This is a genomic window from Caulobacter sp. Root1472 (assembly GCF_001426985.1).
GTDB lineage: Bacteria > Pseudomonadota > Alphaproteobacteria > Caulobacterales > Caulobacteraceae > Caulobacter > Caulobacter rhizosphaerae.
Genome location: NZ_LMFX01000021.1, coordinates 35,973 through 57,911 on the forward strand (window position 1 = coordinate 35,973; position 21,939 = coordinate 57,911).

General features: G+C 69.2%; 17 protein-coding genes. 7 read left to right on the forward strand and 10 right to left on the reverse strand.

All coding sequences use genetic code 11. The features are described from left to right. Nucleotides 1-2 precede the first annotated feature (2 nt). Nucleotides 3-1,205, forward strand: a complete 1,203-nt coding sequence (locus ASD47_RS14560) for a glycoside hydrolase family 88 protein (RefSeq protein WP_200945263.1) — start codon at nt 3-5, stop codon at nt 1,203-1,205. Further along, a complete protein-coding gene (locus tag ASD47_RS14565; RefSeq protein ID WP_056757860.1) occupies nt 1,202-2,134 on the forward strand; it encodes an ROK family protein in 933 nt (310 codons plus the stop codon). Before ASD47_RS14560 ends, ASD47_RS14565 begins: the two co-directional genes overlap by 4 nt. 1 nt (nt 2,135) lies before the next feature. Here the strand turns inward: ASD47_RS14565 and ASD47_RS14570 are convergent, their stop codons facing one another. The 3 genes from ASD47_RS14570 to ASD47_RS14580 all read right to left on the reverse strand — a co-directional run bounded on the left by ASD47_RS14570 (nt 2,136) and on the right by ASD47_RS14580 (nt 4,207). Continuing rightward, nucleotides 2,136-3,242: a LacI family DNA-binding transcriptional regulator gene (locus ASD47_RS14570; protein ID WP_230983680.1), complete on the reverse strand. Its 1,107-nt coding sequence runs from the start codon at nt 3,240-3,242 to the stop codon at nt 2,136-2,138. Between the two features lie 213 nt (nt 3,243-3,455). Next, the gene (locus tag ASD47_RS14575; RefSeq protein WP_056757863.1) at nt 3,456-3,953 is read right to left on the reverse strand and encodes a type II toxin-antitoxin system VapC family toxin; all 498 of its coding nucleotides are present in this window, start codon (nt 3,951-3,953) and stop codon (nt 3,456-3,458) included. Beyond that, nucleotides 3,953-4,207 (reverse strand): type II toxin-antitoxin system Phd/YefM family antitoxin, encoded by a 255-nt coding sequence (locus ASD47_RS14580; RefSeq protein WP_056757867.1) that lies wholly within the window; start codon nt 4,205-4,207, stop codon nt 3,953-3,955. Before ASD47_RS14580 ends, ASD47_RS14575 begins: the two co-directional genes overlap by 1 nt. Before the next feature lie 206 nt (nt 4,208-4,413). Between ASD47_RS14580 and ASD47_RS14585 the strand changes: the two genes are divergently transcribed. Next, nucleotides 4,414-5,781 (forward strand): cation:proton antiporter, encoded by a 1,368-nt coding sequence (locus ASD47_RS14585; protein ID WP_156402255.1) that lies wholly within the window; start codon nt 4,414-4,416, stop codon nt 5,779-5,781. A gap of 79 nt (nt 5,782-5,860) precedes the next feature. On the opposite strand, the gene ASD47_RS14590 is transcribed toward ASD47_RS14585, so the two are convergent. From ASD47_RS14590 to ASD47_RS14610, 5 genes are all read right to left on the reverse strand, one after another. Continuing rightward, nucleotides 5,861-7,630, reverse strand: coding sequence for a hypothetical protein (locus ASD47_RS14590; RefSeq protein ID WP_056757872.1), 1,770 nt, complete (start codon nt 7,628-7,630; stop codon nt 5,861-5,863). 94 nt (nt 7,631-7,724) lie between these two features. Further along, nucleotides 7,725-9,284 carry a tryptophan halogenase family protein gene (locus tag ASD47_RS14595; protein WP_056757876.1) on the reverse strand — a complete coding sequence of 520 codons (1,560 nt, stop codon included), beginning with the start codon at nt 9,282-9,284 and terminating at the stop codon, nt 7,725-7,727. Between the two features lie 69 nt (nt 9,285-9,353). After that, nucleotides 9,354-10,874: a globin-coupled sensor protein gene (locus tag ASD47_RS14600; RefSeq protein ID WP_056757878.1), complete on the reverse strand. Its 1,521-nt coding sequence runs from the start codon at nt 10,872-10,874 to the stop codon at nt 9,354-9,356. 197 nt (nt 10,875-11,071) lie between these two features. Next, nucleotides 11,072-12,799, reverse strand: a complete 1,728-nt coding sequence (locus tag ASD47_RS14605) for a hypothetical protein (protein WP_082564625.1) — start codon at nt 12,797-12,799, stop codon at nt 11,072-11,074. Between the two features lie 112 nt (nt 12,800-12,911). Next, nucleotides 12,912-14,468 (reverse strand): glucan biosynthesis protein G, encoded by a 1,557-nt coding sequence (locus ASD47_RS14610; protein WP_056757881.1) that lies wholly within the window; start codon nt 14,466-14,468, stop codon nt 12,912-12,914. Between the two features lie 236 nt (nt 14,469-14,704). On the opposite strand from ASD47_RS14610, the gene ASD47_RS14615 reads away from it, so the two are divergent. The 4 genes from ASD47_RS14615 to ASD47_RS14630 are packed head-to-tail and all read left to right on the forward strand — an operon-like array spanning nt 14,705 to nt 18,268. Then, entirely contained in the window at nt 14,705-15,820 is a 1,116-nt protein-coding gene (locus tag ASD47_RS14615; RefSeq protein WP_056757883.1) for an MlaE family lipid ABC transporter permease subunit, read from the forward strand. A 35-nt stretch (nt 15,821-15,855) separates the two neighbouring features. Further along, a complete protein-coding gene (locus ASD47_RS14620) occupies nt 15,856-16,692 on the forward strand; it encodes an ABC transporter ATP-binding protein (RefSeq protein WP_056757933.1) in 837 nt (278 codons plus the stop codon). After that, on the forward strand, nt 16,692-17,630 hold the full coding sequence (locus tag ASD47_RS14625; RefSeq protein ID WP_056757885.1) for an MlaD family protein: 939 nt from the start codon (nt 16,692-16,694) through the stop codon (nt 17,628-17,630). The genes ASD47_RS14620 and ASD47_RS14625 overlap by 1 nt, the downstream gene beginning before the upstream one ends. Beyond that, the gene (locus ASD47_RS14630; protein ID WP_056757888.1) at nt 17,627-18,268 is read left to right on the forward strand and encodes an ABC-type transport auxiliary lipoprotein family protein; all 642 of its coding nucleotides are present in this window, start codon (nt 17,627-17,629) and stop codon (nt 18,266-18,268) included. Before ASD47_RS14625 ends, ASD47_RS14630 begins: the two co-directional genes overlap by 4 nt. A 317-nt stretch (nt 18,269-18,585) precedes the next feature. On the opposite strand, the gene ASD47_RS14635 is transcribed toward ASD47_RS14630, so the two are convergent. Both ASD47_RS14635 and ASD47_RS26160 read right to left on the reverse strand, forming a co-directional pair. Further along, complete coding sequence (locus ASD47_RS14635) at nt 18,586-20,211, reverse strand: glycoside hydrolase 43 family protein (protein ID WP_056757890.1); 1,626 nt, start codon at nt 20,209-20,211, stop codon at nt 18,586-18,588. A gap of 57 nt (nt 20,212-20,268) precedes the next feature. Further along, nucleotides 20,269-21,909 carry a glycoside hydrolase family 43 protein gene (locus tag ASD47_RS26160; protein WP_082564627.1) on the reverse strand — a complete coding sequence of 547 codons (1,641 nt, stop codon included), beginning with the start codon at nt 21,907-21,909 and terminating at the stop codon, nt 20,269-20,271. Nucleotides 21,910-21,939: the final 30 nt, after the last annotated feature.

Here is a 21,939-nt window from a genome sequence, read left to right on the forward strand (position 1 = left end):
CCATGCCGCCGATGCCCCCTCCACCGACCTCTGATCGCGAACCGCTGAAGCTGCGCGCCGCCCTGGAAGGCCGCGCGCCCGACCGCGCCGCCCTGGACGCGATCCTGGCCGCCGTGCTCGCCCGCATCGACGCCAATCTGGCGGTGTTCACCGACGCCTTCCCCGCGCCGTCCAGCGTCGGCGGAGTCTATCCCGCCATGGGCAATGTCGAATGGACCAACGGCTTCTGGACCGGCATGCTGTGGCTGGCCTACGAGGCCAGCGGCGAGGCCCGCTACCGGCAGGCCGCCGAGCGGCAGGTGCAAAGCTTCAAGGACCGGGTCGACCGCCGGATCAATGTCGACCACCACGACCTGGGCTTCCTCTATTCGCTGTCCTGCGTGGCGGCCTACAAGCTGACCGGCGACGTCCAGGCGCGCGACGCGGCGCTGGAGGCCGCGCGCCTGCTGCTGGCCCGCTACCTGCCGCAGGCCGGCATCATCCAGGCCTGGGGCGACCTCGGCGATCCCGCCCAGGCCGGCCGGATGATCATCGACTGCAACCTGAACCTGCCCCTGCTCTACTGGGCGAGCGAGACGACCGGCGACCGCGCCTTCGCCGACGCCGCCGACCGCCATATCGAGCAGGCCGCGCGCCACATCGTGCGGCCTGACGGCTCGACCTTCCATACCTTCTTCATGGATCCGGTCACCGGCGCCCCGCGAATGGGCAAGACCCACCAGGGCCATAGCGACAGCTCGTGCTGGGCGCGCGGCCAGGCCTGGGGGATCAGCGGCTTTCCGCTGGTCCACCGCTACAAGGCCGATCCGTCGATGCTGGCGCTGAGCGCCCGGCTGGCCAACTACTACCTCAACCGCCTGCCGGCCGACCTGATCTGTTGCTGGGACCTGGTGTTCACCGGCCCGCCACACGAACGCGACAGCTCGGCGGCGGCGATCGCGGCCTGCGGCCTGCTGGAACTGGCGCGCGGACTGCCGCTCACAGACCCCGACCGCGCCGCCTACGAGGGCGCGGCCCTGGCGACGGTCGAGACCCTGGGGACGCGCTACCTGCTGCCGCCCGGACCGCCGGGCACGGGCGTCCTGGCCCACGCGGTCTACCACATGCCCAACGGCGTTGGCGTCGACGAGGCCTGCATCTGGGGCGACTACTTCTTCCTTGAGGCCCTGGTCCGGCTGACGCGCGCCTGGGAGCCCTACTGGTGATCCAGGTCGGTATTGATTTCGGCGGGACCAAGGTCGAGGCCGCCGCCCTGGACGCCCAGGGCAATTATCTGGCGCGGGTGCGAGCCCCCAATCCCGGCGCCTACGACGCCGCCATCGAGACCGTGCGCGACCTGATCGCCCAGGTCGAGCAGCAGGCCGGCGGCCGCGGCACGATCGGCGTCGGCTCGCCCGGTTCGATCTCGCCGACCACGGGCGTGATGCGCAATTCCAATTCGGTCTATCTGAATGGCCGCACCTTCCGGGAGGACCTGACCGCCGCCCTGGGTCGTCCGGTGCGCCTGGCCAACGACGCCAACTGCCTGGCCCTGTCCGAGGCGGTGGACGGGGCTGCGGCCGGCGCCCGCGTCGCCTTCGCCATCATCCTGGGCACCGGGTGCGGCGGCGGCCTGGCCGTGGACGGACGCCTGGTCGAGGGCCCCAACGGCGTCGCCGGCGAGTGGGGCCACATCCCCCTGCCCTGGCCGACCCCGCAGGAGCTGCCCGGCCCTCGATGCTGGTGCGGCCAGCACGGCTGCCTGGAAATGTGGGTGTCGGGCACCGGCCTGCAGCACGACTTCGCCGCCGCCACCGGCCTCCAGGTCACGGGCGAGGCGATCATCGGCCGTTTCCGCCAGGGCGAGCCCGCGGCCGTCGCCGCGTTCGACCGCTATGTCGACCGGCTGGGCCGAGCCATCGCCGTGCTCGTCAACATCGCCGATCCCGACGTGCTGGTACTCGGCGGCGGGCTGTCCAACGTCGGCGAGATCTACGAGCGCCTGCCGGCCCTGATCGCGCCCCGGGTATTTTCCGACCGCTGGTCGGCCCGCATCGCGCCGGCCCGCTGGGGCGACGCCTCGGGCGTGCGCGGCGCGGCGCGGCTGTGGAACGACCAGCCCGACACCCAGGCCGCCCTTCGGGTCCCCGCCTAGGTCACGCCTTCGCGGCCCGGCGGCGCGACGGGGCCTTCGCCGGCGCCGGACCCGAGGAACCGCGCTTGACCAGGGTGAACTTCATCAGCTGATGGGTCGGGCCCGGGGCGTTTCCGGCCCGCTCGGCCTTGATCTCGTCGACGATCAGCGACACCGCCGCCCGACCCATGGCGCTGATCGGCTGGTGGATGGTGGTCAGTTCGGGCCAGACGGTGCTGGCGATGGGCGTGTCGTCGAAACCGACGACGGTCAGCGCCTCGGGCACGGCGATCTGCAGCCCGTGGGCCACGGCCAGGGCGGCGGCGGCCATGTCGTCGTTGCTGGCGAAGATGGCGGTCGGCCGCTCGTCCGGGCTCAGCAGCAGCTCGGCCGCCGCCAAACCCGAGCGATAGGTGAACTGGCCCTGGACCACCCAGTCGGGATCGACTGGCAGGCCTGCGGCGGTCATGGCGTCGACGAAGCCTTCGTAGCGCAACTGGGTGGGGGTGTGCTGCGGGTCGCCCTTGACGAAGCCGATCCGCGAATGGCCCAGCTCGATCAGGTGGCGGGTCATGGCCGCCGCGCCCTGGTAGTCGTCGATGCGCACCGACGAGACGTCATGCATCGGCCGCGCGGTGGCCAGGGCCAGCACCTTCACCCCGGCCGCGTGCAGCATGTTGATGGTCGGGCGGGAGTCGCACAGCGGCGGCGGCAGGATGACCCCGTCCACCCCCTGGTCCAGCAGGCGGCGCACGGCGGCCTTCTGGCTGGCCAGGCCGGTCGAGCGCTCCAGGACCAGCTGGGTGCCCAGCCTGGAGCTCTGCTCGATGCCGCCCAGCATCACCTCGCTGAGATAGGAGGCGCTGGGATTGCTGTAGAGCACGCCGACGCGCGGCCCCGTGTTGCCGGCCCGCGTATTGCGCGCCGCCAGGTTGGGCGAATAGTTCAGCGCCTTGATCGCCGCCTGCACCCGCTCGCGCATGGCGTCGCTGACATAGCTGTTGCCGTTGACGACGCGCGACACGGTCATCGAGGCCACGCCGGCGTAGCGCGCCACGTCGTGGATGGTCACCGCTCGTCCGGACTCCGGCGCCGGGGGCGTTTCGACTTTGGTCTTGCCCTTGGCCAAGTGCGGGCTCCTTGAGCGTTCTGGACGAAAGGTTCGCGGCCGTGATCCACGCCCCGCCAAGGGCGAGCGGTGAGCCGCGCCAGGCCGCCGAACGATTCCGGCGCCTCTCGTTCGTTATCGATAACTTCTCAGTCCTAGAAGGGCTTGGCAAGTTTTCGTCGGCCGCCGCGCGGGGCGAAGCGGGCGTCGCGCGGCCCTGACCGCGGAACGGCCTCACCCCCGCACGAAGATGTTCCGCAGCCATTGCGACCCGGCCTTGGCGGCCTGACCCCAGTCTTCGTTGTCGTCCGACGCCTCGGGCTTGTAGCCCCACGGATTGAACAGCTTCAGGCGGTTGACCTTGAAGGCCGCGATATCGCGGGTGACCAGGGTCAGGCCATGCTCCAAGGCGGTGGCCGCCAGCAGGGCGTCGCGGGCGTCGGTCAGCGGCAAGCGGCCTCGCCCCCGGACCACGGCGGCGTCGACGGGCAGGATGCGTCCCTCGAAGGCGACGGCGACCTGCTCGGTCAGCCAGGCGCGCAGAGCCAGGCCCGCCGCCTTGTCCTTGCGCTCGACCCGCGCCGCGCCGGTCTCCAGTTCCAGCAGGGTGATGGCCGAGATGAACAGGCTGGACCGGGCCTGGCCGGCCGCCCAGTTGACCAGGCCCGGATCGGTCGTGCCGGCCTTGGCGTTGCGCAGTTCGAAGACGATGTCGGTGTCCAACAGGTACATCAGCCGCGCCTGTTCACGGGATTGTCCCACGCCTCGTCCGACCGCGTCTCGGCCACGTCCAGCGCGACCGGCGCGGCCATGGCCAGGAGGTCGACGATGGTCTCGCTCTGACCCGACAGCTTGCGATAGGCCTCGATGCTCATCAGCACGTGGGTGGTCCGGCCCCGGTCGGTGACAAACACCGGCTCGATCCGCGCGGCGCGCTTGGCCTGGCTGACATCCTGGTTGAAGTCACGGCTGGAGATGACTTTCATGTGCCTACGTACCTACATTGACAAGGCTGTCTTGTAGGTAGGTTACTACATTGTGACGTTCCAGCAACAGGTAATTCCCCAGCAAAAACAATCTTCTGCACAGGGGCATCAAAAGCGCGGTTTCGACTTGCGGCCAAAAGCCAAGTCTGCGCGGCTTAGCCTCAACGGCGGGCAAACGCCGAGAAGGATTCACCAAGGGGGGCGCTTTGTCCGACGTCATATCCAGCCTGATCAGCACCGTGGCCGGCATATTGGGCCCGCACGGTCCGGCCACCGCGGCCGCCGCGCACAGCTACGCGCCCGCCGATTTCAGCGTTCACTTCTTCCTGCAGCTGGCGGCGATCGTGCTGGCCTGCCGCGTCGTCGGCTGGCTGGGCCAGAAGGTCGGCCAGCCCCAGGTGGTGGGCGAGATGGTCGCCGGCGTGATCCTGGGCCCGTCCCTGCTGGGCCTGCTGTTCCCGCACTTCCAGGGCATGTTGTTCCCCAAGGAAACCAAGAACGTGCTGTATGTCGGCGCCCAGCTGGGCGTCGGGCTCTACATGTTCATGGTCGGCACCAGCTTCCAGGCCGACCACTTCAAGGCCAAGGCCAAGAGCGCCATGAGCGTGTCGTTCGCCGGCATCGCCGCGCCGTTCCTGATCGCTGCGATCATCACGCCGTTCCTGCTGAAGGTCCCCGGCCTGTTCGCCCCGACGATCAGCCAGGGCGCCGCCACCCTGTTCATGGGCGCCTGCATCGCCCTGACCGCGTTCCCGATGCTGGCGCGGATCATCAATGAGCGCGGCCTGGCCAAGACTTCGCTGGGCACGCTGTCGCTGACGGCGGGCGCCTTCGACGACGCGGTGTCGTGGTGCGTGCTGGCCGTGGTGCTGGCCACCTTCGGCGGCGGCCCCGGCGTGGCGGTGCTGGCGATCGGCGGCGGCCTGGCCTGGGTCGCCTTCGTGACGATCCTGGGCCCGAAGATCCTGGCGCCGCTGGGCCGCATGGTCGAGCGCGAGGGTCAGATGAGCACCTCGGTCCTGGCCATGATCATCCTGGCCTTCTGCGTCTCGGCCTTCCTGATGGACGCCGTCGGCATCCACGCCATCTTCGGTGGATTCATCCTGGGCGTGGTCATGCCGCGCGGCCTGCTGGTTCAGGAGCTGAAGAAGAAGGTCGAGCCGATCGCCGTCGTGCTGCTGCTGCCGATGTTCTTCACCTATTCGGGCCTGAACACCCGGATGGACATGGTCAACTCACCCGAGTTGCTGCTGATCGCCCTGGGCGTCCTGGCCGCCTCGGTCCTGGCCAAGTGGGGCGCCTGCTACGTGGCCGCGCGCTTCTCCGGCGAAAACCACCACACCGCCATGGGCATCGGCGCCCTGATGAACTCCCGCGGCCTGATGGAGCTGATCATCATCAACATCGGCCTGCAGAAGGGCATCATCGGCCCGACGCTGTTCTCGATGCTGGTGTTGATGGCGATCGTCACCACCGTGATGGCCAGCCCGCTGTTCGAGGTCGTCTACGGCCGGAAGGCCCGGGAAACGGGCGAACTGGACGCCATCGACGGAACCATCGCCAAAGCCGCCTGATCCGGCTTCAAAGGTCGCTTCCCTGCCCTCGCTCCCTCGCCGGAGCGAGGGCTCCTTTTTGCGCGGTCCCCAGCGTCGCTCAGCGGGTGTCGGCCCAGTTGTTGTAGATGTTGTAGGCCGAGACGATGTCCTGGTAGTCGTCGGCCAGTTCGGGGCCGATCGCCGGATTGCGGCTCTGCTGCTCGTACAGGGTCACCGTGGCCGCGGTCAGGCCGTCCTGCGCCGTATAGGCGTCCAGCAGCTGGGCCTCGGACGGCGTGGCGTGCTCGGTGAGCCAGGCCTTGGCCTCGTCGGTCAGACGGCCCGTGCCGGCGTCCACCAGCTGGCCCGAAAAGTCCTTCACCGCCGTGCCGATCGGGCCCGCGCCGAACAGCTGGCCCAACGCGCCGGTCACCGCGTCATTGGCCTTGCTGGGCAGAGGCAGGGCGGTCAGGGCCAGGTCGACCGTGAAGCCGATCAACTCTTCGCGCTCGGCCTTCTCGGCGGCGATGTCGATCTGGATATTGCGCACCGCTTCAACCGTGGTGGCGCTGAGCAGGGCGATGCGTTGTTCGGACAGGTTGCCCGGGTTGGCGCCGCTTTCGACGATCGCGCGCTGGTCGCCGATATAGTCCAGCACCTTGTCGCGCACCGCGGCCCCGCCGATCACGTCGGACGCGAACATCGTCCTCTGCAGGAAGCCGGAGAAGGTGTCGAGATTGTACTGCCACTGGTTCATGTCGGTGTCGCGGTAGTGCTCGGACTCCACGTCGGGGTTGGTGAAGCGATCGAGCACCGCGTCGGAATGGGTGATGAACGCGCTGGTGATCGCCTGAGTGCGTTCGGTGGTGGCCAGGCTCTCGTGGGTGTTGGACAGCTCGGGCGGGTTGGCGACCAGGCCGGTCAGCTCCGTGGCCAGCCAGTCCGAGGCCTCGGTGGCCAAGGGTGGAACCAGGTGGGTCGGCACGTTGCCGCGATAGCCGTCGGCCGCCTGGGCCAGGGCGATCACCGGATCGTCGATGGCGTAGCGGCTGGCCTGCTCGTCGCCGCCCCACATGTCGGTGATATGCTGCAGGTAGGCCTCGGACGTGTAGAGGCCGCCCTGGGCGGCGTACTGGGCGAAGGCGCGGAAGCCGTCGGGATTGGCGCCATAACGGTCGAACAGGACCTGCGAGGCCAGCTCGCGCGGCGCGGCGCGGTCCGCCAGGATCTGAGTCGCGAAATGGGCGGCGGCGTCGCGGACGTCGTAGTTCTGCTGCTTGGGGTTCTCGACATAGGTGTCGATCAGGTGGTTGGCGTAGTTCTGCCGGAACTGCGCGACCTCGGGACTGGGCGAGGACCCGAAGAACTCCAGGAACTGGTTGATGTTGTCGGCGTACTGGTAGGCCGCGGGCAGGCCGTCGACCTCCTGGTGAGGGGCCAGGCCGGCGTTCTGGACCGGGATCTGGTCGAAGGCCAGGCTGGTGGTGATCGAATAGGCCGCCTGGCCCGGTTCGACGGGAATGGCGCCCTTGTTGAACCCCAGGGCGACCGCCTCGGCCAGGCCCGATCGCTCGTTGTCGGTCAGCCAGCCGTCCTTCACCAGCGTGTTGACGCTTTCGGGATTGAGCCAGCCGTTCAGCGCCTCGGGGTCCTTGGCGAACACCTCCCGCACCAGGGCCTCGCGCTGGTCGGCGGGGGCGGCGTTGTAGGCCGTGGCGAAGGCCTGGGCCTTGGCTCGGTCGTCGGTCTGGCTGGTGACCCGCTGGGCCTCGCTCTGCGGCGTGACCTGGGTCGCGACCTGGCTGGCGATCTGGGCCGAGAGGCCGTGGTCGACCTGGTTGGTATGGGATGTGGCGGTAACCGAGCCGCCGCCGTCCGCGCTCAACATGGATGGGCTCCTTCCACGGAAGGGCGAGAGCCTGCGCCCTCGCGCCGGGAAGAAACAGCTGGGGAATACCCTAGTGTCGCCCGTTCCGGTTCACTCAGGCCGGCTCGAGCGACCGGTCGAAGCCGAAGCGGTTGATCTGGGCGATCAGGTCGCGGTGGCTGGGCAGGTCGTGGGTGGCCCGTTCGCCGAAGTTGCGGATCTTGGCAAACAGCTTCTCGGCCCCCGCCACGTCCGGAAACTCGCTGCGCCCCGGCGACAGGTCGGTTTTGAAGCCCATGCCGTACAGGATGTACTGATAGTTGAAGAAGGCGAAGGTCTCCAAATCCAGGATGAAGTCGTAGCGGGTGGGCGGGCGCCAGCGCCACTGCTCCAGCAGATCGACCAGCCGCTCGGGCATTGAGGCCGGGTCGGCGTTCTGGCGCCAGAACGGCTCGGTTCGCCGGCTCAGGCAGTAGTGCAGCTTCAGGAAGGTGATGATGTTGTCGAAACGGGCGGTCATCAGCTCGTTGAAGCGCAGGGCCGGGGCGCTGATCGGGCCGTTGTGCGGGAACAGCTCGGCGATGATCGCCACCGCGGCCTCGATCAGCACCACCCCGGTCGATTCCAGCGGTTCCAGGAAGCCCGCCGACAGGCCCACGGCCACGCAGTTCTTGACCCACTGCTTGGTGCGGTAGCCGGCCTCGAACGCCAGGGCGCGCGGCGCGATCTCGACGTCCTGGCCGACATAGCCGCGCAGGATCGCCTCGGCCCGGTCGTCGTCCATATGGTCGCTGGAATAGACGCAGCCGACGCCGCGCGCGTCCTTCAGCCCGATGTCCCAGATCCAGCCGGCCTCGTGGGCGGTGGCGATCGTGAAGCTCTGGATCGGGGCGTCGGGACGGTCGTAGGGCGCCTTGCAGGCCAGGGCGCGGTCGGCGAACAGGATCGGCCGCGCCGACTTGAACGGCGCCTTCAGCGCCTTGCCGATCAGCTCGGCGTGGAAGCCCGTGCAGTCGATATAGAGCTCGGCCTCCAGCCGGCCGTGCTCGGCGCAGACGACGTGGTCGATGGCCCCGGTCGCGTCCAGCTCGACCTCCGTCAGCCGCCCCTGCAGGTGCCGCACGCCCAGCTCGCGGGCCCGCTCGGCCAGAACCTGGGCCAGCTTGGCCGCGTCGAAATGGTAGGCGTAGTTCAGTGGGCCCGAGAAATTGCCCTCGTGCGGGCGCTTGGGGGCGCGCTGGGCGTCGGCGACCCGCGCCTGGATGGTCATGGCCTCGGCGAACGGTGCGCGGGTGGCCTCGTTCTGCAGCAGCCAGTAGGGCGCGAGACTCGCGCCGTCGGTCGAGAACGGGGCCTCGAACGGATGGAAATACTGGTGGCGCTCGCCGTCTTGCCGCGGCGCCCAGGCCCAGTCGTTGAAGCGGATGCCCTGCTTGAAGGTGGCCGAGGTCTCGCGGATGAACCGGGCCTCGTCGACGCCCAGGAACTGCAGGGTCGTGCGGATGGTCGGGAACGTGGCCTCGCCGACCCCGATGATGCCCACCTCGGGCGATTCCAGCAGGGTGATCTCCAGATGCGCCTGTTCGGCGACCCGCAGCGACTTGGCCAGGTACGCGGCCGTCAGCCACCCGGCCGCACCGCCGCCGACGATCAGGATTCTGCGTCTACGCTCCATGCCGCCTTGATAGCGCCCTCCAGCCGACGGGGACAGGCGCATGTGCCTGTCCCCGACCGTGCTCGGCGATTACCGTCCGGACCGGGCGAAGGTCGCCACGCGTTCGCGGGCCTGATGCACCGCGTTGTCGCCGGACGCCGGGCCCGTGCGGAAGCCGCTCACATGGCTGGCCAGGTCCGCGGCCTCCACGCGCAGAGCGCGGGTGGCCTCGGTCGACTGCTGGACCATGGCCGTGTTGCGCTGGGTCACCTGATCCAGCTGGTTGACCGCCACATTGACCTGGCCCAGCGCCGAGGCCTGCTCGTTGGCCGAGGCGGCGATCTCGTCGACCAGGGCGTCGATCACGCCCACCTTCTGGACGATGCCGCGCAGGGCCTGGTTGGTCTGGCCGACCAGGTCGACGCCCTCGCCCACCTGCCGGCTGGAGTCGGCGATCAGGGTCTTGATCTCCTTGGCGGCGTCCGCCGAGCGCTGGGCCAGGGCCCGCACCTCCTGGGCGACGACCGCGAAGCCGCGGCCCGCATCGCCCGCGCGGGCGGCCTCGACCCCGGCGTTCAACGCCAGCAGGTTGGTCTGGAAGGCGATCTCGTCGATCACGCCCAGGATCTGCGAGACCTTGGCCGAGGAGGTCTCGATCTGGGTCATGGCCTCGGCGGCGCGGGTGACGATCGCCCCCGAGCGCTGGGCGTCGGCGGCGGCCTCGCTGACCTGGGCCGAGACGGCCTTGGCGCTCTTGGCCGTGCGCTCGACCGTCGCGGTCAGCTGCTCGACGGCGGCGGCGGTCTCTTCCAGGGTCGCGGCCTGGTGCTCGGTACGCTGGGCCAGGTCGTCGGCGGCGTGGGCGATGCCGTCGACGCCCGAACGGATGCCGGACGTGGCGCGCTCGACGGCCTTGACGGTGTCGGCCAGGGCGGCGGCGGCGTGGTCGAAGTCGGCCTTCAGGCTCAGGAACTCGGGCGACAGCGCGCCGTCCACCCGGGCCGACAGGTCGCCGGCCGCCAGCCGCGACAGGGCCTGGCCCACGGCGGCCACGGCGGCGGCCTGGCGCTGCTCGGCGGCCTGGCGCTCGGCGGCCATCCGCTCGCGCTCTTCCTGCAGGATGTCGAGATAGCTGGAGATCGCCAGGTCCATGTCCAGGAAGGTGGCCTTGAGCAAGGCGACGACCTGGTCGGCGATCTCGCCCTCGCCCTTGCCGCCGAACAGGCCGCCCTTGGTGCGCTTGGCCAGCACAGCGCGGATCAGGTGCTCGGCGACCAGGGCGTAGCCGCCGATGTACCAGCGCGGCTCCAGCCCGGCGCGGACATGGGCCTGGCCGACGCGTTGCACGCCCGCGGCGTAGTCGGGGCCGAACTCGGCGCTGGCCAGCTTGCGCCAGTGGTCGCCCTGGCGGGCCTGGGCGGCGTCCATCTGCGCCCGGCTGGCGAACAGCTCGCGCACCTCCGGATAGGCGCGGACCTGATCGTAGAAACTGTCGAGCGCGGCCTGGATCTCGCCGTCGACCATCGGCTTGGCCGCCTTCAGCGCCGCCCGCGAGCGGTGGTCGAAGCGCATGAAGGCCATGCGCTGGTCGAGTTGCTGGTTGACGCTCATGCCACTGCCCCGAGTCCCGAAATCCACAAGGCCCGAACAGGTGACCGGATTTGGTTAACCGACGCTTGAAATCCGCGGCCCTTAAGGGCTCGGGCGATGGCTGTCGCGGGTCTTGGCCGCCGAGGCGTCCCGAGCGCAGCCGGCGGGTAGAAGCCCGCCAGCTCCAGTCGGTACGCCGACCGGCGCTCGAAGCCCGCCTATGGCAGCCCTTCGATGCTCCACTGCGCGTTCAGGTTCTTGGGGTTGCCTGACCGCGTCAGATAGGGCTCGTCGCCGGACAGCCAGATATACTGGTTCCAGTAGGTGCTGCGGATCGATCGCCCCTGGCCAGCGGGCTTGAGGTCGTAGCTCGCCGGCTCGCTCACGCCGGGGGCGTACAGCTTCACCGCGCCAGTCGCGGCCCGGTAGTCGAGGAACAGGAGCGGGTCGACGGTCGAGCGGAACATCGCCCGGTTCTGTGGTCCGACCACCACGAAGTCGAGCGGCGTCCCGGCGCGATTGTAGATCAGGGAGTCCGGGACGATCCCGTCCGGGGCGATCATGTACTTCTGGTTGGCCAGGCTCTTGATGCGAACCCGCGTTCCGGTGTCGGCGGCCTGGGTGGGAATCCGCCAGCCGGCCGGGGGATTGCTCATCGCCCCCAACGGCCCGTTGCGCCAGCGCCAGGAATACCAGATGTGCAGCTGCGGATCGAACTGGTTCGAATAGCCTGACCACGGAATGGCGTTGTAGAGGCACTGGCGCTGGGTGGCCTCCAGCTCGCGGACGCGGGTCTGCTGGTCGGTCGTGCCCACGTCCAGGCCGGCCATGCACTGGGCCTGGGTCTTGCCCTTGCCGGTCTGCCCCGCGGCCAGGACATAGGTGGCGTCGCGGCGGGCCGGGTCGTCGTACCAGGTCAGCATCTCCTTCTCGTCGAAGCTCAGCCAATGGTCGACCAGGGTGTTGGCCTCGGCCCGGGCGGCGGCTTCGCGCTGGCCCGGCGGCAGGCCCATGGTGCGGACGAAGGCGGCCCAAAGGTCCTTGGTCGCCTCGGCCGCCACCAGGGCCACCGGCTTCATGTTGCTGGCCTTGTAGGCGTTCCAGCTGGGATTGAGCCGGCCGTCGATCGTGCTCTTCCAGATCACGTCGCCGCTGGAATAGTCCAGGATCGCCGAGATCGCGTGGCTGTGCTGTTCGGATCCCAGCGCGCAGAGATAGCTCTTGACCTGCCGGACCTTGACGAAGTTGTCGTCGGGGATGCGGACGGTGTGCTCGGAGCTGAACGAGTCCTCGAACAGGTGCGCGGCGCGCCCGAACAGGAAATAGTTCTTGTCGACCGAGACCGCGGAAGCGGTGACCCCGCCGTCATAGACCGAGATCGTCGTCTTCGGGGCCGTGGCGGCCCCGACGAAATAGGCGACGAAGCGTTCCTGCGAACGCCTGGCGGCGTTCACCCCGCCCTGGCCGCCGGCGTCGTCATAGCGGCGCATGAAGTGGTCGTACTGGATGTCGGCCGGTTCCTGGGCCACGGCGTCCCAGCACTTCTTCGACTGGGCGACGCTGTAGCCGCCCAGGTCGACCCAGCGCTCGCCGATGATGGCGTCCAGCACGGGCTTGTAGCGCGGGGCGTAACGGGTGTCGCCGGAGGGCTGGGCCTTGATGCGCCTCGCCTCGTCCTGCGCGCCGGGCGTGGTCAGGGTGGTGTTCCAGGCCAGGCCCTTCCCCACGCGCCAGCCGATCCGCGGGTCGTTGGGGTCGGGCACGTCCGGGGGCGTGACCGGCGAAACGCCGAGCACCTCGATCGCCGCCATGCGGGTCAACCACTCGTGCCCCATGGGGAAGATGCCCGTGACGCTCTGGGTGAAGGCGCCGCCCTCCCAGGCTACGCCCAGGCCGACGAGCAGCGCGACCGCGGCTCCCACCTTACCGATGACCGACGCCCGCATGTTCCGCCCTCCATGGCCCTAACGCACGCCCACGTTAAGACGGAGACCGAATACCCGCAATAGGGGAATAATTCCGATACGCGCGCTTAAAGAGCGCCCGCCTTGCGGCGCCCTACGCCGTCCAGAGGTACCGCCAGGTCTCGGAGATCACCTGGTCGCCCCGGGTCAGGCGCAGCGACAGGTCGATGTCGGCCGCCCTGGGCCGCACGCCGAACGCCACGCGGGCCGCCGCCTCGTCCGGATAGGGCGACAGGTCGCGCCAGGCGATCTCGCCGCCCTGGGCCTGAAGATCCAGGGTCACGCCGTCCAGACCCTCGGCCAGGGCCCCGCCCTGCAGGTCGACGGTGAACAGCCGCAGGCCGGCCTGGGCGTCGGCCCCCGTGCGGGTGCGGAACACGCGGGCGTCTGGGCTGGCGAAGCGCTCCTGGCCCCAGTGCAGGCGATAGCGCAGGTCGACCTGCGACCCTGCCGCCCAGGGCGCCTTGGGCCGCCAGAAGACGGCGATGTTGTCGTCGGTCTCCTTGGTGGTGGCCAGTTCGGCCAGATGCACCGCGCCCTCGCCCCAGGCGTCCAGGGGCTCGACCCACAGGCTGGGGCGCAGGTCGTAGCGGGCCTGCAGGTCGCCGAAGTCCTCCAGGGCCCGCGCCCGCTGCACCAGGCCGAAACCCTTGGGGTCTTTGTCTAGGAAGCTGCTGATGCGATGGGCCCTGGGGTTCTGCAACGGCCGCCAGATGTGCTCGCCCTGCCCGTTCCAGATCGCCAGGCCGTCGCTGTCGTGCACGGCGGTGCGATAGTCCGGGACCGGCGACGGGTCGGCGACATTGAACAGGAACATGCTGCTCATCGCCGCCACGCCGGCCTTGGTCATGTCGGCGCGGGGAAAAACGCTGGCGGCGACGTCGAAGACCACGTCATCGCCCGGGCGGATCGTGAAGCTGTAGACGCCGGTGCAGCTGGGGCTGTCCATCAGGGCGTGGACGACCACCGTCTCGCTGTCGGCCGCCGAACCGGCGCCGGGCGGGCGCTCCAGCCAGAAGGCGGTGAAGTCGGGGAACTCCTCGTTCGGCTCGCCGGCCCCGATGGCCAGGCCGCGCGCCGACAGGCCGTAGCGCTGGCCGCGGCCTAGGCTGCGGAAATAGCTGGCGCCCTGGAACACGGCCACCTCGTCCAGCTTGCCGGGCTCGTTCAGCGGCCACAGCAGCCGGAAGCCCGAAAAGCCGTTCCAGGCCTTGGCGACGTCGGCGTGCTCGCCCGGGATCTCGAACATCGCCGGGTCGAAGGCGATCGGCCGCGCCAGGCCGGCGGCGATCTCGTAGATCGGCAGCGGGCGCGGATACAGCCAGGCCGGCGGAAAGAACTCGGCCCGGAAGGCCGTCGGGCCGTCCTTCCACAGGTCGGCTTCCGAGCGGAAGCGGATGCGGAAATAGTCGTCGTAGGACAGGCCCGTCATCGTCGGCGGCGCCGGCGGCTTGGCGTAGGGCGCGGCGGCCAGGGCGCGGGCCTTGTCGCGCAGCCCCTCGACGGAGAACGGCTGGCCGGCGTCATCGACGGCGGCGGAACCCTGGACCGCGGGGGTCTGGGCGGCGGCCATGCGCGGCGCCAGGGCCAGGACGGCGGACAGCGAAAGCCGGCCGAGCGCGGCGCGGCGGTTTAGCGGGCTGGAGAACATTCAGGCCTTTTAGAGCAACGCCCCCGTTGCAGGCCATACAACGCACCTTTAGCGACAAAGCTCCGCGCATTCGCCCTATTCCTGAACATAGGTCCAGAAGGCCGCTGGCGCGATGCGGCGCACCCGCCTATTCCTAGTGCAGTAAAGCGTTGCAACAAGCCTGGCCTTGGCACGTTTGGGCTTGGTCGAGCGTCTTGGTAAGTTCGACGGCGGATGACAGGGACCGACGGGACTTCATGGGCGCTCCGGCTGATTTCACCCTCAAGGAGACCGCCGGTCACAAGACCGCCGTGCTCTCGGGGGACTGGACCGCGCGCGGCATGGTCGACGCCGGCGAGCGCCTGGTCCAGGCGATGGAGGGCTCCCAGGCCGTCAACCTGGACCTCAGCGACATCAGCCGCTGCGACACGGCCGGCGCCTACGCCATCCTCCGCGCCGCCGACGGCCGGCTCGACACGGGCCGGATCAAGGCCAGTCCGCGCACTTTGCGCCTGCTGCAGCTGGTCGACGACGCCATCCAGGTCGAGCCCGAGGCCGCGCCGCCGCGCAAGGGCTTCCTGGCCCTGCTGGAGCGCATCGGCCGCGGCGTCTACGGCCTGGGCGGCGACCTCTACGGCACCCTGGCCTTCCTCGGACACCTGCTGGTCGCCATCGGCCGCTGCATCGCCAAGCCCAGCCGGATCCGCTGGGCGCCGGTGGTGTCCCTGGCCGAGCGCGCCGGCCTGGACGCCATCCCGATCGTGGCCGTCACCACCTTCTTCATCGGCGCGGTCGTCGCCCTGCTGGGCGCCAACCTGCTGACGCAGTTCGGGGCCCAGGTGTTCGCCGTCGAGCTGATCGGCGTGTCGGTGCTGCGCGAGTTCAACATCCTGATCACCGCCATCCTGCTGGCCGGCCGCTCGGCCTCCAGCTTCGCGGCCGAGATCGGCTCGATGAAGATGAACCAGGAGATCGACGCCATGCAGGTGATGGGGGTCGACCCCTACGAGGCCCTGGTCCTGCCGCGCTTCGCGGCCCTGCTGATCACCATCCCCCTGCTGACCTTCGTGGCCACCCTGGCGGGCCTGGCCGGCGGCATGCTGGTGACCTGGGCGGCGCTGGCTCTGTCGCCGACCTTCTTCCTGCAGCGCATGCAGGACTCGATCGGCGTGCAGCACTTCTGGATCGGCCTGTCGAAGGCCCCGGTCATGGCCATGGTCATCGCCGCCATCGGCTGCCGCCAGGGCATGGAGGTCGGCAACGACGTCGAGTCCCTGGGCCGGCGCGTCACCGCCGCCGTCGTCCACGCCATCTTCGCGATCATCGCCATCGATGCGGTCTTCGCCCTGATCTACATGGAGCTGAACCTGTGAGCCCGGCCCAGCCGCCGAAGGGCCGGTCCAAGGACCTGACCGCCCCCCCGCGGCCGGTCGGGGACGAGGCCCCCTCGACCGCCGAAGCCCCGCCGATCCGGGTCACGGGCCTGGTCTCGCGGTTCGGCGACAACGTCATCCACGACGGCCTGGACCTGACGGCCGAGCGCGGCGAGGTGCTGGGCGTCGTCGGCGGCTCGGGCGCGGGCAAGTCGGTGCTGCTCAACACCATCATCGGCCTGAAGATTCCCGACGGCGGCTCGGTCAAGCTGTTCGGCCAGGACATGGCCGACGCCTCGCGCCGCCGCTGGAACGTCATCGAGCGCCGCTGGGGCGTGCTGTTCCAGCAGGGGGCGCTGTTCTCGAACCTGACCGTGCGCGAGAACGTCGCCGCGCCGCTGCACGAGCACACCCGCCTGCCCAAGGGCGAGATCGAGCACCTGGCCGACCTGAAGATCGCCCTGGTCGGCCTGCCCGCCCGGGCCGGCAACCTCAAGCCCGCCGAGCTGTCGGGCGGCATGCGCAAGCGCGCCGGCCTGGCCCGCGCCCTGGCCATGGACCCCGAGCTGCTGTTCCTGGACGAACCCACCGCGGGCCTGGACCCGATCAGCGCCGCGGCCTTCGACACCCTGATCAAGGACCTGTCCGACAGCCTGGACCTGACGGTGTTCATGATCACCCACGACCTGGACACCCTCTACGAGATCACCGACCGCATCGCGGTGATCGCCGACAAGAAGGTGGTCGCCACCGGCTCCGTCCAGGAGCTGGAGAAGAACGACCACCCGTGGATCCAGGACTACTTCATGGGACCGCGCGGCCGCGCGGCCGCCGGCCAGGCGACTCCCCAGACCGCACCGAGGACGAGCTGATGGAAAGAAACGCCAACTACGCCCTGGTCGGCGCGGCCACGCTGATCCTGTTCATGGGTCTGCTGGTCTTCGCCGTCTGGCTGGCCAAGCTGAGCTTCAACCAGGAATACGACCTGTACGACGTGCTGTTCGTCGGCCCCGTGCGCGGCCTGTCGGACGGCGGCGAGGTGCACTTCAACGGCATCAAGGTCGGCGAGGTCACCAAGATCGCCCTGGACAAGTCCGACCCCAACCGCGTCATCGCCCGCGTGCGCGTCACCTCGGACGTGCCGATCAAGACCGACAGCTTCGCCACCCTGGAGCCCCAGGGCATCACCGGCGTCAACTACGTGCAGATCACCGCCGGCGCGCCGTCCAAGCCGCTGCTGAAGAGCACGGTCAGGAGCGGCGAGGTGCCGGTGATCCGCAGCCAGCGCAGCGCCCTGTCCGACCTGCTGGAAGGCGGCGGCACGGTGCTGACCCGCACCATCGAGGCCCTGGACCGCGTCAACCGCGTGCTGTCGGACGACAACGTCAAGACCTTCAGCGCCTCGCTCAAGGACGTCCGGTCGGTCACCGCCGAGCTGCGCGAGCGCAAGGCGATCATCGCCGACGCCCAGAACGCCCTGCAGAGCATCGAGGCCACGTCGACGAAGATCGGCCAGCTGTCGGACTCGGTCAACGGCCTGGCCAACGGCGACGCCAAGCGCACCCTGAAGAACCTGGGCGACGCCGCCGACGAGCTGAAGGCCACCGCCAAGGACGTGCGCGGCATGGTCGGCAAGCTGGAAGGCCCGACCAGCGACTTCGCCACCACAGGCCTGCCGCAGCTGTCGTCGGCCGTCGTCACCCTGCAGTCAGCCGCCGAGTCCCTGGACCGGCTGGTCAGCGAAGTCGAACAGAACCCGCGCGCCCTGGTCGGCAAGGCGCCGGCCAAGGAACTGGAGGTCAAGCCATGATCAGCCCCCTGCGCATCCCCCTGCGGTCGCTGGCGTTGGCCGCCGCCGCCGTGGCCCTGACCGGCTGCATCAGCCTGTTCCCGAAGAGCGAGCCCGCCGGCCTCTACCGCTTCGGCCACGCCGCGGCCGAAAGCTCGCGGCCGGCAAGCGACAAGAGCTTCGGGGTCTACAAGACGCCGACCGTCTTCACCCGCGCCGCCATGAGCGACCGCCTGCTGTCGGTGACCAACGGCGAGGCCGCCTACATCGCCGACGCCCGCTGGGTGTCGCCGGCCATCGTGCTGTTCGACGAGGCGGTGGCCCGGGCCTTCGAATCCGACGCCAGCCCGGCGCGGCTGGTCACCCGGGGCGAGGCCCTGAAGGCGTCCATGGCCTTGCGCCTGGAGGTCCGCTCGTTCGAGACCGACTATGTGGACGGCCCCAAGGCCGCGCCCGAGGTGCTGGTCGAGATCCGCGCCGTCACCACCCGCAGCAACGACCGCGCCCTGCTGGGCGACAAGGTGTTCGTCGCCCGGGTCAAGGCCGCCGACAACCGCCTGTCGGCCATCATCCCGGCCTACGACCAGGCCGTCGGCCAGGCGCTATCGGAGATCGTCGACTGGGTCGGCGAGACGGGCGCGAAGCTGCCGGCGTCTTAAGGCGGATCGGCTTTCAAGGCCGTGTTGAATCAGGGCCTGCCGTAGAGGGCGAAGCCGAGGTCAATGGCGGCGCCGGACTTGTCCTTGAGCGGCTGGCCGGCCCCGAGCGCGGCGCCGGCGGCATAAACGTCGCCTCGGCTGGCGCGCAGGTAGACCGTGAGCGCCTGGCGCTCGCCCTCAGCTCCAGCACATAGCGGCGCCGCCAGCCTTCAGCAGGACCGGCCTGGCGGTGGCCAGCTCGAAGCTCAGCAGACCCAGCCAAGCCACTATCCCGACGACAAACGCGCCTAGGGGGCGCCTCTCGTCGGCGGGCGAAGTCAACGGGCGCTGCCGCTTGCCTCGATCCGGTAGTAGTCAAAGTCAACACGACCGCCGGCGGTCTTGGTCGAATAATAGAAGAGGGCGAAGCGATAGCCCATGAAGTGCGGGAAGGTGTAGGTCAGGCGCGAGGGACGACCAATGGGGGTCCAGGATTTGCCGTCGAGACTGTAGGAGAAGCGGGCGACCTCAGGCGCGGGTTCGAATTCGCATTCGACCCTCAGATAGACGGTTTTTCCAGAGAGGGGAATGGAGGCCATCTCCTCGGGATGGTCGGAGTCGGCGCTCACCATCACGAGAGATTTCGCGCCTTCGCTCATCTTGACGCCAACAAAACCATAGCGTTTCTGAAAAGCGGCCAGGCCGGCCCAGTCGCCGTCTTTCATGCCGCTCACGTCGATGCTGGTGGTGGCGGAACTGCCAGGTCCAAAGGTGCGCTGCGTGAGGGTGTTGGGAGCCTCGGTCAGCGTGGAAACCACCCGGTTGGTGACGAAGCTCAGATAGCCGGGACGCTTGGTGAGCGACCAGTAGTCAGGCTCGGGATTGTGATTCCATTGCCAGGCGAGCGGCAGCTTGGGGGCGCCGGGCCGGCGGTCGAATTCGTCGGAGGCGACGATGCCGGAGGCGCCGGAGACGCCCTGTCCGCCGGCGGGGATGTCGAGCGTCATCGGAACCTTGCCGTCCTGGCCGAGCACGGGCCAGCCGTCCTTCCAAGCCACGGGCACGAGGTATGGGATGCGGCCGACAGAGCCGTTGTCCTTGAAAAGATAGGCATACCACTTGCCTTCCGGGGTATCGATGAGACCGCCCTGGGCGATACCGCGATCATCGAGCGCGAGGCGCCCCTCGTAGGGACCGTCGATTGCGTCGGCGCGGTGGATGATGACACTGCGCGCCCAGCGGCTCCCCGGCGAGGCGATGTTGACGAGGTAGTAGCGGCCGTTGGCTTTGAAAAGCTGCGAGCCCTCGCCTTTGAGCCCGCCCTGGTCGGCGCCGAAGACGGCGTTCACGTTATCGACGATGACCTTGTTCACGCCGCCGGGCTTGATTCCGGAGAGATCGGGCTTCAGCTCGACGAGCGTGATGCGCCCGCCTCCGAAAACCATGTAGACGCGGCCGTCGTCGTCGAAGAACAGGCTGTGGTCCCCCAGCGAGGGCTCGAAACTCGTCTCTTTCCACGGACCGCGCTCCGGATCACGCGTGGTGTAGATGTGGGTACGTCCCGTATTGGCCGAGAAGGTCGAGGCATGGAACAGGCCGTCGTGGTATCGCAGGCTGCTGGCCCAGGAGCCTTCACCGTAGGCGTTCTTGCCGTTCTTGAGGCTGAGGGCGTCGTTGTCGGCCAGGGTATCATAGGCGTAGGACGCCATCCGCCAGTTGACCAGGTCCGTCGACTTCATGATCGGCAGGCCCGGGCTCATGTGCATCGTCGTGCTGCTCATGTAGTAGGTTTTTCCTACCCGGATGATCGCGATGTCCGGAACATCGGCCCAGATCAGGGGATTGTGGGCGGGAGCTGCCTTTGCCGATGGGTCCGCCGCAACGGCGTGAGACGCGACCGAGGCCAGGACGACCGCCATCATGGAAAAAATCCGGCGACTCAGGCTTCCAGGATGCTTGCCCATATTTTGCCTCCGAAGTGAATTTGCGAGGCCGCCAAGCGCTGACGGCGTGTGGCCGTCTCAGCGCCCGTAGAGGGCGAAGGCGAAGTCTATCGACGCGCCGGACTTGTCCTTGAGCGGCTGGCCGTCCCCGAACGCGGCGCCGGCGGCATAGACGTCGCTGCGACTGGCGCGCGGGTAGATCGTGAGCGCCTTGCGCTCGCCGCTCAGCTCCAGCACATAGCGCCGCCCCGCCTTCAGCAGGACCGGCTTGGCGGCGGCCAGCTCGAAGCTCAGCAGGCCCGCCCCCTGGGGCTGGTAGGCGACGGCCAGGCCGCCCGGGGCGCCGAGCAGTTCAGTTCCGCCGTCGACGCCCTCCACATCGCCCAGGTCTCGCAGCGACAGCCGCAGCGACCGCCCGTCACCGGTGCCGAGGCCGTCGCCCGCGTAGAGGCTGATACGCGCAAGGGTGATGTCGGCGGCCGGCACGAAGGTCTGGGCGATGTGATTGAGACCGCCGTCGCGGTTGAAGCCCACGGGCTCCGGCGCCTGGTTGAAGGGGTCGGCCACCGACGCCAGCGCCGGCGCGCCGGGCCAGGCGGTCGGATAGCCCTGGGCGAACTGCCGCACGCGCACGGCGGGGTCCGAGCGGCCGTAATCGATGGTCGGCGCGGGCGCGGCGGGCGGGGGCGGCACGCTGATGCCGGCCTCGGTCTGTGTGATCGGCAGGATGCCGCCGTCGGCGCCGTAGCGCAGGTACTCGATGGTGACGCTGCGGCGCTGGGTGGCGCCGGTCTGGCCGTCGGGCAGGGTCAGCGCGCCATTATGGTAGATCAGATAGGACCGGCCCTTGAAGTCGAGCAGGCCGGGATGGATGGTGAAGCTGTTCTTGGCCGGGCCGGTGATGAGGCCGCCATAGGTCCATGGCCCGCGCGGGTTGGGCGCCGTGGCGTAGGCCAGGTGCTCCCACTCGCCCTGGTGGGCCATCGCCGCATAGGTCAGGTAGTAAAGGCCCTTGCGCTTGGACAGCCACGGCCCCTCGGTGTAGTTGGGCAGGGCGATCGTCTCGATGGGCCCGTCCAGCTCCGTCATGTTGGGCTTCAGCCGCGCCATGTGGAGCACCGGGTTGCCCCAGGCCAGCCAGGCCGTGCCGTCGTCGTCGACCAGGACGGTGGGATCGATGTCGTCCCAACCGTAGGGGCCGGGCGTCGAGGCGTCGGTGATCAACGCCGAGCCGCGCGCATCCTTGAAGGGGCCCAACGGATTGTCGGCCACCGCCACGCCGATGGCCCGACCGGGGTGGCTGTTGTCATGGGTCACGGTGGCGTAGAAGTAGAAGCGTCCGTTGCGCTGCACCGTCTGCGCCGCCCAGGCCTCGCCCACCGCCCAGCGGAAGTCGGTCGGCTTCATGATGGCGCCATGCGACGTCCAATGCTTGAGGTCGCGCGAGGAATAGACGCGCCAATCGTTCATGCGGAAGAATTCGTCGCCCTTCGCCTCGTCATGACCGACGTAGAGATAGGCGGTGTCGCCCACCACCAGCGGCGCGGGGTCGGCGGTGAACACATCGCGCAGCAGCGGGTTGCTGCCCGGCGCGGGTTCGGCGGCCAGCAAGCCGCCAGGCAGGGCGATGCACGGCAGCAGGACGCTGCGGGCAAGCCAGCTCAGGAGCCGAGCAGGCGTAGAAATGACAATTCCGCGCGATTTCGATTCATGCCGCATGATGCTTCCCCGTTTACGCCTTGGTACCGC

Bases quoted from the DNA above. Each gene is read 5' to 3' on its own strand.
- ASD47_RS14575 (WP_056757863.1), bottom strand. From the start codon at position 3,953: ATGTACCTGTTGGACACCGACATCGTCTTCGAACTGCGCAACGCCAAG.
- ASD47_RS26160 (WP_082564627.1), bottom strand. From the start codon at position 21,909: ATGCGGCATGAATCGAAATCGCGCGGAATTGTCATTTCTACGCCTGCT.
- ASD47_RS14615 (WP_056757883.1), top strand. From the start codon at position 14,705: ATGGGCGCTCCGGCTGATTTCACCCTCAAGGAGACCGCCGGTCACAAG.
- ASD47_RS14595 (WP_056757876.1), bottom strand. From the start codon at position 9,284: ATGGAGCGTAGACGCAGAATCCTGATCGTCGGCGGCGGTGCGGCCGGG.
- ASD47_RS14580 (WP_056757867.1), bottom strand. From the start codon at position 4,207: ATGAAAGTCATCTCCAGCCGTGACTTCAACCAGGATGTCAGCCAGGCC.
- ASD47_RS14630 (WP_056757888.1), top strand. From the start codon at position 17,627: ATGATCAGCCCCCTGCGCATCCCCCTGCGGTCGCTGGCGTTGGCCGCC.
- ASD47_RS14625 (WP_056757885.1), top strand. From the start codon at position 16,692: ATGGAAAGAAACGCCAACTACGCCCTGGTCGGCGCGGCCACGCTGATC.
- ASD47_RS14610 (WP_056757881.1), bottom strand. From the start codon at position 14,468: ATGTTCTCCAGCCCGCTAAACCGCCGCGCCGCGCTCGGCCGGCTTTCG.
- ASD47_RS14635 (WP_056757890.1), bottom strand. From the start codon at position 20,211: ATGGGCAAGCATCCTGGAAGCCTGAGTCGCCGGATTTTTTCCATGATG.
- ASD47_RS14590 (WP_056757872.1), bottom strand. From the start codon at position 7,630: ATGTTGAGCGCGGACGGCGGCGGCTCGGTTACCGCCACATCCCATACC.
- ASD47_RS14600 (WP_056757878.1), bottom strand. From the start codon at position 10,874: ATGAGCGTCAACCAGCAACTCGACCAGCGCATGGCCTTCATGCGCTTC.
- ASD47_RS14560 (WP_200945263.1), top strand. From the start codon at position 3: ATGCCGCCGATGCCCCCTCCACCGACCTCTGATCGCGAACCGCTGAAG.
- ASD47_RS14605 (WP_082564625.1), bottom strand. From the start codon at position 12,799: ATGCGGGCGTCGGTCATCGGTAAGGTGGGAGCCGCGGTCGCGCTGCTC.